General features: G+C 67.1%; 15 protein-coding genes. 12 read left to right on the plus strand and 3 right to left on the minus strand.

The window, feature by feature from the left end; genetic code table 11:
• Positions 1–84 precede the first annotated feature (84 nt).
• The 12 genes from fusA (at position 85) to DESUT3_RS02480 (ending at position 12,575) form a co-directional block, all read left to right on the plus strand.
• On the plus strand, positions 85–2,154 hold the full coding sequence (gene fusA / locus DESUT3_RS02425) for an elongation factor G (protein WP_221250881.1): 2,070 nt from the start codon (positions 85–87) through the stop codon (positions 2,152–2,154).
• A 96-nt stretch (positions 2,155–2,250) separates the two neighbouring features.
• Complete coding sequence (locus DESUT3_RS02430) at positions 2,251–3,606, plus strand: HD-GYP domain-containing protein (RefSeq protein ID WP_221250882.1); 1,356 nt, start codon at positions 2,251–2,253, stop codon at positions 3,604–3,606.
• Between the two features lie 151 nt (positions 3,607–3,757).
• Positions 3,758–5,164, plus strand: a complete 1,407-nt coding sequence (locus tag DESUT3_RS02435; RefSeq protein ID WP_221250883.1) for a cbb3-type cytochrome c oxidase subunit I — start codon at positions 3,758–3,760, stop codon at positions 5,162–5,164.
• 18 nt (positions 5,165–5,182) lie between these two features.
• Entirely contained in the window at positions 5,183–6,049 is an 867-nt protein-coding gene (gene ccoO, locus DESUT3_RS02440) for a cytochrome-c oxidase, cbb3-type subunit II (RefSeq protein WP_221250884.1), read from the plus strand.
• On the plus strand, positions 6,049–6,189 hold the full coding sequence (locus DESUT3_RS02445) for a CcoQ/FixQ family Cbb3-type cytochrome c oxidase assembly chaperone (protein ID WP_221250885.1): 141 nt from the start codon (positions 6,049–6,051) through the stop codon (positions 6,187–6,189). The genes ccoO and DESUT3_RS02445 overlap by 1 nt, the downstream gene beginning before the upstream one ends.
• Positions 6,190–6,209: 20 nt before the next feature.
• The gene (locus tag DESUT3_RS02450; protein ID WP_221250886.1) at positions 6,210–7,028 is read left to right on the plus strand and encodes a c-type cytochrome; all 819 of its coding nucleotides are present in this window, start codon (positions 6,210–6,212) and stop codon (positions 7,026–7,028) included.
• A 49-nt stretch (positions 7,029–7,077) separates the two neighbouring features.
• Positions 7,078–8,328, plus strand: a complete 1,251-nt coding sequence (locus DESUT3_RS02455) for a 4Fe-4S dicluster domain-containing protein (protein WP_221250887.1) — start codon at positions 7,078–7,080, stop codon at positions 8,326–8,328.
• Positions 8,325–8,783 (plus strand): FixH family protein, encoded by a 459-nt coding sequence (locus tag DESUT3_RS02460; RefSeq protein WP_221250888.1) that lies wholly within the window; start codon positions 8,325–8,327, stop codon positions 8,781–8,783. The genes DESUT3_RS02455 and DESUT3_RS02460 overlap by 4 nt, the downstream gene beginning before the upstream one ends.
• A gap of 85 nt (positions 8,784–8,868) precedes the next feature.
• Positions 8,869–11,289 carry a heavy metal translocating P-type ATPase gene (locus DESUT3_RS02465; RefSeq protein ID WP_225911603.1) on the plus strand — a complete coding sequence of 807 codons (2,421 nt, stop codon included), beginning with the start codon at positions 8,869–8,871 and terminating at the stop codon, positions 11,287–11,289.
• Positions 11,290–11,291: 2 nt separating this feature from the next.
• On the plus strand, positions 11,292–11,492 hold the full coding sequence (gene ccoS, locus DESUT3_RS02470; protein WP_221250890.1) for a cbb3-type cytochrome oxidase assembly protein CcoS: 201 nt from the start codon (positions 11,292–11,294) through the stop codon (positions 11,490–11,492).
• Positions 11,467–11,901: a FixH family protein gene (locus DESUT3_RS02475; protein WP_221250891.1), complete on the plus strand. Its 435-nt coding sequence runs from the start codon at positions 11,467–11,469 to the stop codon at positions 11,899–11,901. Before ccoS ends, DESUT3_RS02475 begins: the two co-directional genes overlap by 26 nt.
• The gene (locus DESUT3_RS02480; RefSeq protein ID WP_221250892.1) at positions 11,898–12,575 is read left to right on the plus strand and encodes a sulfite exporter TauE/SafE family protein; all 678 of its coding nucleotides are present in this window, start codon (positions 11,898–11,900) and stop codon (positions 12,573–12,575) included. The genes DESUT3_RS02475 and DESUT3_RS02480 overlap by 4 nt, the downstream gene beginning before the upstream one ends.
• A 473-nt stretch (positions 12,576–13,048) precedes the next feature.
• On the opposite strand, the gene DESUT3_RS02485 is transcribed toward DESUT3_RS02480, so the two are convergent.
• The 3 genes from DESUT3_RS02485 to rhlP form a co-directional block, all read right to left on the minus strand.
• Positions 13,049–13,579, minus strand: coding sequence for a hypothetical protein (locus tag DESUT3_RS02485; RefSeq protein WP_221250893.1), 531 nt, complete (start codon positions 13,577–13,579; stop codon positions 13,049–13,051).
• A gap of 93 nt (positions 13,580–13,672) precedes the next feature.
• Positions 13,673–14,320: a rhombosortase gene (gene rrtA / locus DESUT3_RS02490; RefSeq protein WP_221250894.1), complete on the minus strand. Its 648-nt coding sequence runs from the start codon at positions 14,318–14,320 to the stop codon at positions 13,673–13,675.
• Entirely contained in the window at positions 14,317–15,168 is an 852-nt protein-coding gene (rhlP, locus tag DESUT3_RS02495; protein WP_221250895.1) for a rhombotarget lipoprotein, read from the minus strand. The genes rrtA and rhlP overlap by 4 nt, the downstream gene beginning before the upstream one ends.
• Positions 15,169–15,212 lie beyond the last annotated feature (44 nt).

A 15,212-nucleotide genomic window follows, 5' to 3' on the forward strand; every position in this document is an offset into this window, starting at 1 on the left:
GCTCCCCCCAACTCCCCTCCCCAGGCTTGCCAGCCGGCAGTAATCCGATATAATTCCGATATTTTACATGCAATGCGAGGGACCATGAACCAGCCTGCCCTGTCGAGCATCCGCAATATCGGCATCATCTCCCACATCGACGCCGGCAAAACCACCGTCTCCGAACGCATCCTGTTCTATGCCGGGGAAATCCACAAGATGGGCGAGGTCCACGAGGGCTCGGCCACCATGGACTGGATGGACCAGGAGCAGGAGCGGGGGATCACCATCACCGCCACCAGCACCACCTGCCGCTGGGGGGAGCTGTGGATCAACCTGATCGACACCCCCGGGCATATCGACTTCACCATCGAGGTCGAGCGCTCGCTGCGGGTGCTCGACGGCGCGGTGACCATCTTCAGCGCCGTCGAGGGGGTGCAGCCGCAGAGCGAGTCGGTCTGGCGCCAGGCCGACCGCTACCGGGTGCCGCGCATCTGCCTGATCAACAAGATGGACCGCATCGGCGCCGACTATCCCCGCTGTCTCGAGCAGATCCGCGAGCGGCTCGGGGCCCGGCCGGTGCTGCTGCAGCTGCCCCTGGGGGTCGAAAGCGAGTTCGCCGGGGTCATCGACCTGCTCGCCGAGCAGGCGGTGCTGTTCGACGAGGCCGACCAGGGGCGGACCCTGAGCCTCGCTGCGGTGCCCGAAGCCTACCGGGAGGCGGTGGCTGAGGCCCGGGAGCGACTGATCGAGGCGGCGGCTGATTTCGACGATTCCATCCTCGCCGATTTCCTCGAGGGGCGGCCGGTGGAGGCCGGGCGCCTGCAACAGGCCCTGCGCCGGGGCACCCTGCAGTGCCGGATCTTCCCGGTGCTGTTCGGGGCGGCGCTGCGCAACAAGGGGATCCAGCCGCTGCTCGACGCGGTCGGTGCGTTTCTCCCCTCGCCCCTGGAGGTGCCGCCGGTGCCGGCCCACCATCCCGAGACCGAAAGGGAGACCGAGGAGCTGGTCTGCGACCCCAAGGGCCCCTTGTGCCTGCTGGCCTTCAAGGTGCTTGCCGACGAGGGGCGCAAGCTGACCTACCTGCGCATCTATTCGGGCACCCTCAAGGCCGGCGACAGCTTGTACAACCCGGTGCGGGGCTGCCAGGAGAAGGTCGCCCGGCTGTTTCGCATGCATGCCCACAAGCGCGAACGGCTCGACGAGGCGCAGGCCGGCGACATCGTCGCGGCGGCCGGCCTCAAGGAGGCCCTGACCGGCGACACCCTCTGCCGTCCCGAGCGTCCGCTGCTGCTGGCGGGGCTCTCCATCCCCGATCCGGTAGTCTCCCTGGCCGTGGAGCCCAAGGGGGTGGACGACCGGGAAAAGCTGCTGCCCTCGCTGGACAAGCTGCAGTGGGAAGACCCCACCTTCAAGGTCCACGAGGACCCCGAGACCGGGCAGACCATTCTCTCGGGCATGGGGGAACTGCATCTGGAGGTGGTCACCACGCGCCTGGAGCGGGAGTTCGGCGTCCACGTCAAGACCGGCCGCCCCCAGGTCGTCTACCGCGAGACCATTTCCCGCAAGGTGGAGCGCCGCGAACATTTCCACCGCGATCTCGACGGCAAGGTCCACGAGGGGGAGGTCCTGCTCGGCCTGAGCCCCCTGCCCCGGGGCGGCGGCCTGAAGCTGCTGCTCCCCGAGCCAGGCGCGGCCTCTCTGCCGCCCGAACTGCTCGAGGTCCTGCGCCAGAGCCTGCTGCAGGCCAGCGCGGCGGGGGTGCGGGCCGGGTTTCCCCTGACCGACATCGAGGTGCGGGTGGCCGAGATCCCCTTTGCCGCGGGGGTGACCACCGAGCTGGGCCTGCGCGCCGCGGCCCAGCGGGGGCTGGCGCTGGCCGCGCGGGAAGCCGGGCCGACCCTGCTCGAACCGGTGATGAGCCTGGAGCTGATCGCCCCCGGCGACTACGCCGGAAAGGTGCTGGGTTCGCTGCAGCAGAAGCGCGGCCGGGTCGAGGGGATGCAGACCCGTGGCGATGTCGAGGTGATTCGCGCCAAGGTCCCCCTTTCCGAAATGTTCGGTTATATGACCGAACTGCGCAGTGCAACCAAGGGGCGCGGAACCTTCACCATGGAATTCTCCCATTTCGACCAGGCGCCGGCCGAAGTTCTGGAGCGCTTTGGCCTGGGGTAGCCCGCGTTTTCCCCTCTCGGGTTTAAATCTTGCATCTCGATGCGTCTGACCCATCTTGGTGGGTCAGACATGGGAGCATGTCCGAGGGAGGGGCGGGTGCGCAAAAGGTTCGACAACATCCTGATTCGCTACACCCTGATCAGCTTTGCCGTGGTGTTGGGTTTTTCGCTGTCTCTGGGGATCCTGGTCTCCCGGCAGATCACCGACCACATCATCCAGAGTCATATCCGCATCTTTCCCCTGGTGGTCAACGCCATTGCCCGCAACAATCCCTCGGTAAAGCAGTTTTTCCTGGCCCCGCCCGGCACCACCGTGCCGGAGGATGTCCAGCGGTTTCTCGATGAGCTGCACAGGCTCGAAACGGTCTTTCGGGTCAAACTCTGGGGTGCCGACGCAGTCGTCCACTGGAGCGACAACGCCGAGCTGATAGGCCGGAAATTCGACGACAACAACCATTACCGAAGCGCTTTGCTGGGCGAGGTGGTCGCCGAGGTCGAGATCCTGAACAAAGAGGAGAACCTCTCCGAACAGGGGCACGGCAGTGTTCTGGAGATCTACATCCCCGTGGAATTCGGCGGCGAACCGCTGGGAGTGGTGGAGCTGTACGAATCCGACCACGCCCTGTTCCGGCAGATCGGCCACAGCGTCGGCACCACCTGGTGGCTGATCGGGGCGGCGGGCGCCACGCTCTATGCGCTGCTGTTTCTGACCTATTACCGGGCTCATGTCCGGCAGAAATGGGCCAACGCGGAATTGCTCGAAACCCAGAACGTGACCATCTCGGCCCTGGCGCACCAGGCGGAAATCCGCGACCTGGAAACCGGGCTGCACCTTGACCGCACTTCGCGCTACGTGCAGATCCTGGCCGCCGAGTTGCGCGGCTGCACCGATTTCAAGGCGCTGCTGACGCCGGGCTACATTTCGGCCCTGGTAAAGTCGACCCCGCTGCACGACATCGGCAAGGTCGGGATTCCCGACCACATCCTGCGCAAGCCCGGCAGCCTCAGCCCGGAGGAGTTCGGCGAAATCCAGAAACATTGCGAGAACGGCGCCGCCATCCTGCGGCGCGCCGAGAAAAAGCTCTCTTCCCGCTCCTTTCTCTCCCTGGCCATCGACCTGGTGCTCTACCACCATGAAAAATGGGACGGTACCGGCTATCCCCATGGCCTGAAGGAGGAGCAGATCCCTCTTGCGGCCCGGATCATGGCCCTGGCCGATGTCTACGATGCGCTGCGTTCGCCGCGTTATTACAAGGCCGCTCTCTCTCACGCCCGCTGCCTGGAAATCATCCGTCAGGAGCGCGGCGTCCATTTCGATCCGCGGGTGGTCGATGCCTTCCTCGCCCGGCACGACGAATTCAGACAGGTCTCCGAAGAGTGGGCCGACACCCTGCCGAAGCGTCCCGTGCCCCGGGAATCCTCCCGCCTGCTAGCCTCAGGCTCCGCCGCGTAGAAAAAATTTCCCTTCAGGATTGACAGCCGGGCTTTTTCGGCTTAAACTCTGACCGTTTTTATCTCCAATAGGCCGGTTGCATATCGCCCGGTTTCGATTACACTTTTCAGGATTTTTTTCATCAACCTGCCACATTCAAGGAGGTACTGCAATGGAGGCGCCGCAGTATAACACCGCCATCGTCCGGAGTTTTGTGCACTGGAGCATCCTCTGGGGGGTGGTGGCCATTCTGGTGGGGATTCTGATCTCCTTCCAGCTGGTCAATCCCGATCTGAACATCGCTCCCTATCTGACCTACGGCCGCTTGCGGCCGATCCACACCAACGCCGGGATTTTCGGCTGGGGGATCGGCAGTTTCTTCGCCCTGTTCTACTACATGGTGCAGCGGCTGTGCCGCACCCCGCTGTGGAGTGACGGGCTGGCCAAGTTCCAACTCTACTTCTTCAACGCCACCATCATCGCCGCGGCGGTGACCCTGGCGCTGGGCTACACCACCTCCAAGGAATACCACGAACTGGAGTGGCCCATCGACATCATGGTGGTGGTGCTCTGGGTGGTCTTCGCCATCAACATCATCATGACCATCATCAAGCGCAAGGAAGAGCAGATGTACATCTCGCTCTGGTTCATGCTCGCCTCCATCGTCGGGGTGGCGGTGCTCTACCTGGTCAACGCCGCCGAGGTGCCGGTCTCGCTGTTCAAGAGCTACTCGGCCTACGCTGGCACCAACGACGCCAACGTCCAGTGGTGGTTCGGCCACAACGCGGTGGCCATGGTGCTGACCGCGCCGCCGCTGGCGGTCTTTTACTACTTCCTGCCCAAGTCGACGGGGGTGCCGATCTACAGCCACCGGCTCTCCATCGTCGCCTTCTGGAGCCTGATCTTCATGTACCTGTGGACCGGCGCCCACCACCTGCTGTGGACCCCGGTGCCCGACTGGGTGCAGACCCTGGCCATGGCCTTCTCGGTGATGCTGATCGCTCCCAGCTGGGGCTCGGTGTTCAACGGCTACCTCTCCATGGGCGGCCAGTGGCACCAGATGCGCGAGAACTACCTGGTCAAGTTCCTGATCCTCGGCATCACCTTCTACGGGCTGCAGACCCTGCAGGGGCCGCTGCAGGCGGTGCGCTCCTTCTCGGCCTTCATCCACTACACCGACTGGGTGCCGGGGCACGTGCACATGGGGACCCTCGGCTGGGTGTCGCTGGTGCTGTTCGCCGCCTTCTACTACCTGGCGCCGCGCATCTACGGCCGCGAGCTCTACAGCATTCCCCTGGCCAACCTGCATTTCTGGCTGGTGCTGATCGGCCAGCTGGTCTACTCGGTGAGCATGTGGATCGCCGGGGTGCAGCAGGCGGGCATGTGGCACAGCATGAACCCCGACGGGTCGCTGGCCTACTCCTTCATGGAGACGCTCATCGAGATGTACCCCTATTACTGGGTCCGGGCCTTCTCCGGGTTGATCTACATCGCCGGGGTCGCGGTCTTCGTCTACAACCTGTTCATGACTGCGCGCCAGGGTAAGCCGGCCGGCGGCAAAGCCGCCGTGGGCGCCTGAGAGGGGAGGGTAATAATTATGTGGGAAAAGAAGCCTGTCCTCCTGCTGCTGATGGCCACCGCCACCATCCTGGTCGGCACCCTGGTCACCATGGTGCTCCCTTTCGCCTGGGTCAACACCGAGGCCGACCGCATCGAAACCGTCACCCCCTACACCCCCCTCGAGCAGGAGGGGCGCGACGTCTACATCCGCGAGGGGTGCAACAACTGCCACACCCAGACCGTGCGCCCGCTGGTCGCCGAGGTGCTGCGCTACGGCGACTACTCCAAGTCGGGCGAGTTTGTCTATGACCGCCCCTTTCTCTGGGGCTCGCGGCGCACCGGGCCCGACCTGGCCCGCATTGGCGGCAAATACCCCGACGCCTGGCACTACCAGCACATGAGCGCGCCGACCTCCATGGTGCCGCGCTCCAACATGCCGGCCTACGCCTTCTTGAACGAGAACCAGGTCGATCCCGGCTACACCCGGCGCAAAATGGAGGTGCTCGGCTTCCCCTACAGCGAGGAGCAGATCGCAGCTCTCGAGGGCAAGACCGAGATGGACGCCATGGTCGCCTACCTGCAGAAGCTCGGCAGCGACATCCCCTGGCGCGAGGCCGCCCGCACCACCCTGGTGGGGGACCTGAGCAACCCCTACCAGGGGGACTCCTCGGTACTCGACGAGGGGGGACGGCTTTACGGGCAGCACTGTGCCTCCTGCCACGGCGCCGACTTCGAGGGGAGCGACATCGCCCCGGATCTTCAGGACGTGGACATGGCTGACGCCGAGCTGTATGAACTGCTCTACAACGGGATTCCCGACGGTGGGATGCCGGCCTTCTCTACCCTCGGCTCCGACCGGGTGTGGAAGCTGGTCAATTTCGTCAAGTATCACAAGAGGCATTGATGGACTGGGCCTCGATCCTGTACCTGGGCATGACCCTGGGCCTGTTCGCGCTGTTCGCGGTGATCGTCGTGCGAACCTATCACCGCAAGCGCAAAAAGGACCTGGAGGAGCCCAAACACCGTATGCTGGATGACGATTAAATTTCCTCGGAGGTAATTCCATGTCCATGTTGGAAGAACATAAACACAAGCACCCGACCCACGACTTCGACGGTATCACCGAGAACCGGACCAACCGGCCCCCGGCCTACTTCTCGGTGCTGTTCTACGGCCTGATCCTCTGGGGGACCATCTTCAGCGCCTACTACCTGCTGAGCGGCTGGAGTTCGGACGCCGAATTCGCGGCCAAGATGGCCGACCACCAGCAGCAGGTCGCCGAGCAGAAGCCCTCGGGACCCCAGGCCGCAGCCGCCGCCCCGCAGATGAGCGAGGAGGAGCTGCTGAACGAGGGCAAGGAACTCTTCGCCCAGCACTGTGCCGCCTGTCACGGGGCCGCGGGCGAGGGGGGGATCGGCCCGGCCCTGGACGGTGCGGATTACGCCTACGGCGCCGACCGGGAGGCGGTGCACCTGAGCATCGCCAAGGGGCGCGAGGGAGGGATGCCGGCCTTCGGCAGCCAGCTCTCCGCCACCCAGCTGGAGGCCCTGACCGGCTTCGTGCTGTCCCTGCAGCCCTCGGGGTCGGCCGCGGCGCCGGCGCCCGCCGCCGGGGAGCCCGCGGCCGAAGAGCCCGCCGCCGCGGCGGCCGAGGGGCCTGACGCCGCAGAGCTTTACGCCGGCAACTGCGCCGCCTGCCACGGCGCCGACGGCCGCGGCGGGATCGGCCCGGACCTGGGCGCCGGCGAGTACAAGTTCGGCAAGGACGATGCGGCCATCCTCGAGAGCATCGCCAACGGCCGTCCCGGCGGCATGCCGGCCTTCGGCGCCAGGCTCTCCGAAGCCCAGCTGCTGAGCCTGGTGGAGTTTTTGAAGTCCCTCTGATGAGACGCCAGCATTTTCCAAATCGGGCTGAACAGCGGGGGCGGGCGGCATGAGCGCGTCTCGTCCCCGGCTGCTCGGCCCCTGGCGGCGGGTCTTTCAATGGGGCACCACCCTGCTGCTGCTGGTGGTGCCCTTCGTGCGCCTGGAGGGGCGCAGCCTGCTGCGCCTCGACATCCCGAGCCTGACCCTCGAGGCCTTCGGCGCGGTCTTTCGGCTGGAGGAACTCTACCTGTTCCTGCTGCTCGGCATCGCCCTGGTGCTGCTGTTTCTGCTGGTGACCCTGGCTTTGGGCCGGGCCTGGTGCGGCTGGGCCTGCCCGCAGACCACCCTGACCGACCTGGCCGAGGGGTTCGCCCGGCGGCTCGGGGTCAAGGTCAAGGCCGGAAAGATGGCGCCCGCCGCCTGGCAGCAGCCGCTGCTGCACGGCTTCTACCTGGCGGTCTCCCTGCTGTTCGCCGCCAACCTGGTCTGGTACTTCATCTCGCCCTATGAATTTTTCCCCCGGCTGCTCTCCGGGGAGCTGGGCGCGGGGGCCTGGGGCACCCTGGCGGTAGTCGGCGGGGCGGTCTACCTCGACCTGGCCCTGGTGCGCCGGCTGATGTGCCGGGAGTTCTGCCCCTACGGCCGCTTCCAGACAGCGCTGGTCGACCCGGGAACCCTCACCCTGCGCTTTCACCCCGACGAGGCCGAGCGCTGCATCCGCTGCGGGGCCTGCGTGCGCGCCTGCCCGGTGGGGATCGACATCCGCCGCGGCTACCAGATCGAGTGCATCAACTGCGGCCGCTGCCTCGACGCCTGCCGCGAGGTGATGGCCCGGCGCGGCCAGCGCGGCATCATCCGCTACACCTTCGGCCTCTCGGGCAAGGGGCTCGGCGCCCTGCTCAACCTGCGCATGCTGCTGGTGGCCGGGGTGTTTCTGGCGGTCTCCCTGGGGCTGGTAACGGCCACCCTGATGCGCCCCGCGGCGAGCCTCAAGCTGAGCCGTTCCCCGGCCCCGGCCCGGGTGCTGGAGGATGGGCAGCTGGTCAACTTCTTCACCGCGGTGGTCGGCAACCGGGGCACCGAACCGCAAAGCCTGCGGCTCGCCGCGCGGCTCCCCTCGGGCCTCGCCCTGGAGGTGCGCGGCCAGAACGTTCTTGACCTGGCACCGGGTGAACGTCGTAAAGTGGAATTCGCGGTACTCGCCCCGGTCTTTGGGGGCGGTTCGCAGCCGTTTCAGATGGTGTTGAACACCCCGGCGGCGCAGGAGGTGGCCCGAAGCGAGGCCCAGCTGCTGCCGGCCAAGGAAGGATCCCGATGAACCCTGTTTCGCGACGCAATCCCTGGCCCCTGTGGCTGCTGCTGCTCGGCGCTTTTTTTCTGACCCTGACCGCCTGGTCGGTCTACCGCGCCTCGACCCGGGGCAGCGCCGTCACCGATCCCGGCTACTACAGCCACGGGCTCAGGTTCAACGATTCGCTGCTCGAACGCCAGGCGGCCGAGGGGCTTGGCTGGAGCGTGGCGACCGCCGTGCAGGACGGCTGGATCCGCGTGCGGCTGAGCGGCCGCGACGGGCTGCCGGTGGCCGGCGGGGCCGGCGAGGTGGTGATCTTCCGGGTCCGCACCGGCAGCGAGACGCGCCTGGTGCTCCACGAACTCTCGCCCGGGGAGTATGGAGCCCCCCTGCCGGGTGGCCTGCGCGGCGAGTTCCCCGCCGAAATGAGCCTCGGCCGCGACGGGGCCCGCGTCAGTCGCCGTCTGCAGCTCAATCTCTGAAATCTGGCCGCGGTTCGCTGTTCGACGTTCGATGTTGAAAACGTCGGTCCTCGAACCTCAAACCCCGAACTTCGAACGTCGAACCTTGAACTTGGACAACTGCCATCACTGCTCCCTGCCCATTCCCGCCGGAGAACTGGTTATCGACCGGCATGGCGAGAGCGAGCACCGCTTCTGCTGCCAGGGGTGCCGCGGGGCCTTCCTGATCATTCACGGCGCCGGGCTCGGCAGCTACTACCGCAAGCGCCAGGCCGGCCCCGGCGGGATCCCCGAAGAGGCCTACGCCGCGCGCTTCGACGCCGACTACCTGGCGCGGTTCGTCAGCGAAGGGCCGGAAGGGGCGGAAACCTCCTTTCTGCTCGAGGGGATCCGCTGCGCCTCCTGCGTCTGGCTGGTGGAGAAGATCCTCCAGGGGCTCGACGGGGTCCGTCAGGCGCGGGTCAACTACGGCACCCACCGCGCCCGGGTCTGCTTCGATCCGGCCCGGGTCACCCCCGCCGAGCTCTACGGGGCGGTCGGGCGCATCGGCTACCTGCCGCGCCCCTACACCCCCGACGCCCTGCAGCGGGCCGCCGAGCAGGAGCGCCGCTCGTTGCTGGTGCGCTTCGGCACGGCGTTTTTCCTCTCCATGCAGCTGATGGGCTATTCCCTGGCGCTTTACGCCGGGTATTTCCAGGGGATGGACGCCGCCGCCCGGGAGCTGATCCAGTACTTCGCCGCCCTGGTGACCACCCCGGTGGTTTTCTACGGCGGCTGGCCGTTTCTGGCCGGGGCGCTGCGCAGCCTGCGCAACCGCGCCCCCAACATGGACCTGCTCATCACCCTCGGGGTGCTGGCCGCCTACGGCTCGAGCCTCTACGCCCTGGTGGCCGGCGGCGAGGTCTACTTCGACACCGCGGCCATGATCGTGACCCTGATCCTGGCCGGCCGGCTGTTCGAATCCGCCGCCCGCCGCCGCGCCTCGGCGGGGATCGACCGGCTGCTGCGCCTGGCCCCGGAGACCGCCCGGGTGCTGCGGGGGGAGCAGACCCTCGAGGTGGCCACCTGCAGCGTGGCGGTGGGTGAGCTGCTGCTGGTGCGCCCCGGGGAGCGTTTCCCCGTGGACGGGGTGATTCACAGCGGCGAAACCGAAACCGACGAGGCAGCAGTGACCGGCGAGCCGCTGCCGGTCTGGCGACGCGAGGGCCAGCAGGTCACCGGGGGGACCCTCAACCTGAGCGCCGCGGTCAGCGTGCGGGCGACGGCCGGGGCCGCCGAATCCTACGTGGCCCGCATCGCCCGGCTGGTGGAGGAGGCGCAGGCCCGCCGCGCGCCGGTGCAGCTGCTCGCCGACCGGGTTTCGGCCTTTTTCGTGCCGGTGGTGATGGCGGTGGCCGCCGCCACTTATCTGTACTGGAGCCTGCGCCCCCAGGCGGCCGTCGAGCCGCTGCTGGCGGCGGTGGCGGTGCTGGTGATCGCCTGCCCCTGCGCCCTGGGGCTGGCTACCCCGACCGCGGTGCTGGTCGCCACCGGCGCCGCCTCGCGGCGGGGGATCCTGTTTCGCGGCGGCGACGTGCTCGAAGCCACCGGCCGCCTGACTCTGGCGGCCTTCGACAAGACCGGCACCCTGACCCTGGGGGCGCCGCGGGTGACCGCCGTGCTGCCGGACCTCGGGAGCGAAAAGGAGTTGCTCGCCCTCGCGGTGCGGGCCGAAGCGGGCGCGGCCCATCCCATCGCTCGGGGGATTGTCGCCGAGGCGCGCCGGCGGGGGATTGCGACCCCCGGGGCCGACGGGGTCAAGACCCTGCCCGGGCGGGGGGTGGAGCTGGCGCTGGTCGAAGGGGTGCTGCGGGTGGGGAGCCGGGCCTTTCTCGAGGGCGCCGGGGTGGCAATCGCCGCTGCGCCGGGCGGCCACGCCCTCACCGAGGTGCACGTCGCGCTTGGCGAGAGCTACCGGGGGGCGATCCACCTGGAAGACCAGCTGCGATCCGATGCCGGGGAGGCGCTTGAGCGAATTAGAAATCTGGGCCTGCGCAGCGCGCTGCTGACCGGGGATACCCCGGCGGCCGGCCGGCGGCTGGCCGCCTCCCTGCCGCTGGAAGAGGTCCACGGCGGGATGAGCCCCCAGGACAAGGCCGCCTGGATCGACGCCGCCCGGGGGCGCGGCGAGCGCGTGGTGATGGTCGGCGACGGCATCAACGACGCGCCGGCGCTCAGCGCGGCCGAGGTCGGCTGCGCCATGGCCGGCGGCACCGATATCGCCCTGGAGAATTCGGACCTGGTGCTGACCCGCCCCGAATTGGGGCGGCTGGTCGAGGCGCTGGCCATCGGCCGGCGCACCCTGTGGGTCATCCGCCAGAACCTGTTCTGGGCCTTCGCCTACAACCTGGCCGCCCTGCCCCTGGCGGCGGCGGGCAAGCTGGCGCCGATCCACGCCGCGGCGGCCATGGCCTTGAGCTCGATCTGCGTGCTCGGCAATTCCCTGCGCCTTGCCGGAACCGGAGCTTTTAAAGGAAAGGAAGGCTAGCCGTGCTCAGTTCGATATTCATCCTCATCGTGCTCTCCCTGTTTCTCGGCACCGGGGTCTGGCTGGTTTTCGTCTGGGCGGTGAAAAAGGGGGAGTTCGACGACGTGGAAGGCCCCAAGTTCCGCATGCTCGATGAAGAGGAGGGGACCGGTGCCATTGAAGACAAGGAGGTTGGCAATGAGGATTCCGGGAGGAAAAACTAGACACGTCCTCGGCCTGGGGCTGCTGCTGGCGGTGCTGCTCTTAAGCGGCCCGGCCGCTGCCGGGGAGGAGGGGCTCACCCGCCTGCAGGCCCGGGGCGACCGGGGGAGCCTGGCGGTTCTCGAGCTACAGGGGGCGCCGCTGCGCACCATGACCCCGGTCCCCTTCCGCCTGCTGTTGCAGGATGAAGCCGGCCAGCCGCTGACCGGGGCCAACCTGAGCTGCGACCTGACCATGCCCGCCATGCCCATGCCGGCCAACCGGCCGGCGGTCTCCGCCGCCGCCGAAGGGTACGCCGGCGAGGCGATCTTCACCATGGCCGGCGCCTGGCGCGCCAGCTTCGCGGCGAGCTGGCCCGAGGGGCGGCAGGAGAGCTTCGTGTTCGACATCGAGCAGGTGCTGCTCAAATGATCGATCCGCTCTTCTCCATGGCCCTGGTGACCGGCCTGCTCGGCACCGGGCACTGCGTCGGCATGTGCGGCTCGGTGGTGGTGGCGCTCTCGCTGCCCGGCGAGGGGCGCCAGGCCGGAGCGCTGTTTCACCTGCTCTACAACACCGGGCGCCTGGCCACCTATACCCTGGTCGGACTGATTGTCGGCTGGCTCGGCTCGGCCATCGCCTATACCGATGCCTTTCGTCAGGTCAGCCGGGCGATTCTGGTCGGCTCCGACCTGTTCATCATTCTGCTCGGCCTGGGCAGTGCCGGGCTGTTTGCCCGCTTCAACCTGATGCGCCTGGAGTTTCCCGGGCCGATGCGGGCCATGAGCCGGGCGGTGCGCGGCCTGCGCGCGCTGCCGCCGCTCTATTCGGCGCTGCCGCTGGGGCTGCTGTTCGGTTTTCTCCCCTGCGGCTTTCTCTATGCCATGGCCATCACCGCCGCCCAGAGCGCCGACCCCGGCAAGGGCGCGCTGACCATGCTCGCCTTCGGCCTGGGGACCGCGCCGGCGCTGCTGGCGGTGGGCGGGGCCGCCCAGTGGCTGAGGAACAAGGCCCAGCAGTGGATGGTCCGCGGCGCCGGGGCGATGGTGGCGCTGATGGGGCTGACCAACCTCTTGCGGCATCTGCGGATGATGGGGGTCTGGTGAAAAGGCGTGGCCGCAAACACAAACGCCCCGTCGGCATTGACGGGGCGTTTGTGTTTGCTAGGGAGGAGTGTACGGCATTCTCCTGGAAAAACCGCAGCGGCAGATCACCCGTGGAGCCTCGCCCTGAAAAAAATTTGGTCTCTGAAAGTCGCTTCAGGCTTCCCGCTGCCAAGGCGGGCCTGCACACCACGCTTTACCCGAGATTTGCTGGCTTAGAGTGTTGACGAGCTTCCCGAAGGGGTGAATTGCGCTGCCGGTTTTCAAGGAGCAACCTTGCCAGGGTTGCTCTTTTTTGTTGCCAATAGCATGCCAACGCAGGGGCACCTTTCGTGAAGTTGGGACAGGACCCTGTCGGGACCGCCGCCGCTGCCGGACCCGGGCGGGCCCTGTTCGGTTGGGCAAGCCCTCCCGGCGGCAAAGGTGTCAAAATGATCGACGGGCTGACAAAATATTGACCTGGTAGGGCGGGAGGCTCAATGGAGAGGAGGCCTGGCGTCGATGGTGAGGGTTCGCTGGTTGCCGCGCTGCATGATCTCACGCTTGAGTTGTTCGAACTCCTGCTGGGTGATCAGGTTGCTCTCCAACATCCGGGCGACCCGGTCCAGGTCGCGCACCCGCAGCGTTTCCGGATCTTCCAGCTGATGAACCTCCTGTGAAATGTCTCGCTCCAGGGCAGGGTGGCCGTTGCCGGGGCTGCCGACCCGGACCGAGGCCAGGCCGCCGAGAAAGCTGATCTCGAGCGAGCGCCCCTTGAAGGCCGGATCGTTGATGACGTCGCGCAGGCTACGGTTGGTCTGGCGCAGCCGCCGGAAAAACAGGAACCCCGAAAGCCCCACCAGCAGCAGACCTCCCAGGACGATCCAGACCATGTACTCGACCACCCCGCGGAAAAATACCACTGCCAGTCCCAGCAGGATGATCAACACGGCGTGCAGGATCAGCACGAAGTAGGTGATGAAGATGCTCCCCATCAGCCCTTTTTCTTTCGGTTGGTTTTCGGACATCGGGTGACTCGCCTTTTTCTGCTTCGCTGATTCCCTGCTGGATGGGAAGGTTGCCATTGGGCCGGAGGACATCTTAGCACTTTGCCAACCGGTTCAGCCAGTGTCTTGATCCGGCGACGGTTTAGTTTGAATGATTTCGGGCAGGCAGCGGGCGGGGTCGGCCGCGGAGCGGGCAGGCCTCTGCCGCCTGGCCCGCCAGGCCAGGATTGTTCCACTCAGCGCTCCGGCGCCATGGGCCAGGGGGGCTGGTGCAAATGGCTGATCACCCAGCAGCTGCAGCCAGGACCCCCCGCTGAAAAAGTCCCCGATCACCTGGAGCGCCAGGGCCCCGAGGCAGCCCAGGCAGAGCCAGTGCCTGGGGCCCGCCGCGCCCAGACCGAGCCAGGCAAGGAAGGCGATCTGCGCCGTGGCGATTCCCGAAAGCCCCCCGTAAAAGGCCATCTGTGGCTGCAGCACCAGCAGGGCCAGGCTGATCGCCAGGGCGGAGCCGGTATACAACGCCCCGGCTGCGCAGCGTGGGCCCCGTTCAATCGCGGCCCCAGCCAGGGCGACCACCGCCAGGTCCAGCAGCAGGTGACTCGCCGAAAAGTGCACCAGGTGCCCGGAAAGCAGCCGCCAGAGCTCGCCTTGGCCGATCGCATGGCGGTCGAACACCAGGACCTCGGCCAGGCCCGGCACCAGGTAACTCAGAGAGGCCGCAGCCACCAGCAGCAGGGTCCAGGCGGGAAGCCTTCGACTCAATGGGATTCTCCCCGGCGGCCGGCCCGGCGGCTGCCCCCGAGCAGCGCCGCCAGAGCCAGCAGCAGCACCCCGGCGGCCCCTCCGCCCCGGTAGCCGGGCTGGTGGACGATGCGGACCTCTTCGGGGCGGCTGCGGACTGTCTCCTGGAATTGCACCAGCTGCTCTCTGAGATTGACCACCAGGTCCTCGGCCGCCCGGTCGAACCCCGCTCTGGAGTCGAGGCGCAGCTGCTCGCTGAGGTTCACCGGGGTGGCCTTGCCGGTGATCTGGCTGAGCCCGGGCGCCCGGAACAGCAGCTTGCGGCTGGGAATGTCGTACACCGCCGCATCGAGCATGGTGCTGGTGTCGTTTTTCTCGCCCCTGACCAGGTAGGCACCGACCAGGGTCCAGTAGCTCAGCGAGAGCAGTCCCTCGTCGGTGTGCTGGACCTGGTCGTAGGAGAGCAGGGCGATCACCTCGGTGCCGTACATGGTGCGGATCTGGTTGAGGTTGTCAAAGCTCCCTTCAGGCCTCAGGTAGGCCGAGGGGATCATTTCGATCCCTTTGACAAAGGGGTACTGGGTGAACTCGGCGCTGATCTTTTTCATCAGCTCCAGTTTGTCTTTTTCGCTCAGGTGCAGGCCGGTCTGCGCCGCCGTCGAGGGAACGAAGGCGATACCCACCGTCAGGGGCAGGGCCAGGGTGGGAACCTGGGGAACTTCCACCGGCTCGGCTTTTTGGGGGTAGAGAAACTGCACCACGCTGCTCGCCTTGTGGGTGCTTCGTGTCATGCACCCTGCAGTGGCCAGGAACAGGACCGCCGCCAGGCTGAGCAGGGTCAAGAGATGCCGCGATCCGCGTCGGTTCATGGGGGCTGGCTCCTGATAGTGGGGGTGGGAAAAACCTGGCTGCC

Source organism: Desulfuromonas versatilis, assembly GCF_019704135.1.
In the GTDB taxonomy this organism is placed as follows: domain Bacteria; phylum Desulfobacterota; class Desulfuromonadia; order Desulfuromonadales; family NIT-T3; genus Desulfuromonas_A; species Desulfuromonas_A versatilis.

Coding starts and splice junctions, on each gene's coding strand:
- fusA (WP_221250881.1), top strand. CDS start 85: ATGAACCAGCCTGCCCTGTCGAGCATCCGCAATATCGGCATCATCTCC.
- DESUT3_RS02435 (WP_221250883.1), top strand. CDS start 3,758: ATGGAGGCGCCGCAGTATAACACCGCCATCGTCCGGAGTTTTGTGCAC.
- ccoO (WP_221250884.1), top strand. CDS start 5,183: ATGTGGGAAAAGAAGCCTGTCCTCCTGCTGCTGATGGCCACCGCCACC.
- DESUT3_RS02445 (WP_221250885.1), top strand. CDS start 6,049: ATGGACTGGGCCTCGATCCTGTACCTGGGCATGACCCTGGGCCTGTTC.
- DESUT3_RS02450 (WP_221250886.1), top strand. CDS start 6,210: ATGTCCATGTTGGAAGAACATAAACACAAGCACCCGACCCACGACTTC.
- DESUT3_RS02455 (WP_221250887.1), top strand. CDS start 7,078: ATGAGCGCGTCTCGTCCCCGGCTGCTCGGCCCCTGGCGGCGGGTCTTT.
- DESUT3_RS02460 (WP_221250888.1), top strand. CDS start 8,325: ATGAACCCTGTTTCGCGACGCAATCCCTGGCCCCTGTGGCTGCTGCTG.
- DESUT3_RS02475 (WP_221250891.1), top strand. CDS start 11,467: ATGAGGATTCCGGGAGGAAAAACTAGACACGTCCTCGGCCTGGGGCTG.
- DESUT3_RS02480 (WP_221250892.1), top strand. CDS start 11,898: ATGATCGATCCGCTCTTCTCCATGGCCCTGGTGACCGGCCTGCTCGGC.
- DESUT3_RS02485 (WP_221250893.1), bottom strand. CDS start 13,579: ATGTCCGAAAACCAACCGAAAGAAAAAGGGCTGATGGGGAGCATCTTC.
- rhlP (WP_221250895.1), bottom strand. CDS start 15,168: ATGAACCGACGCGGATCGCGGCATCTCTTGACCCTGCTCAGCCTGGCG.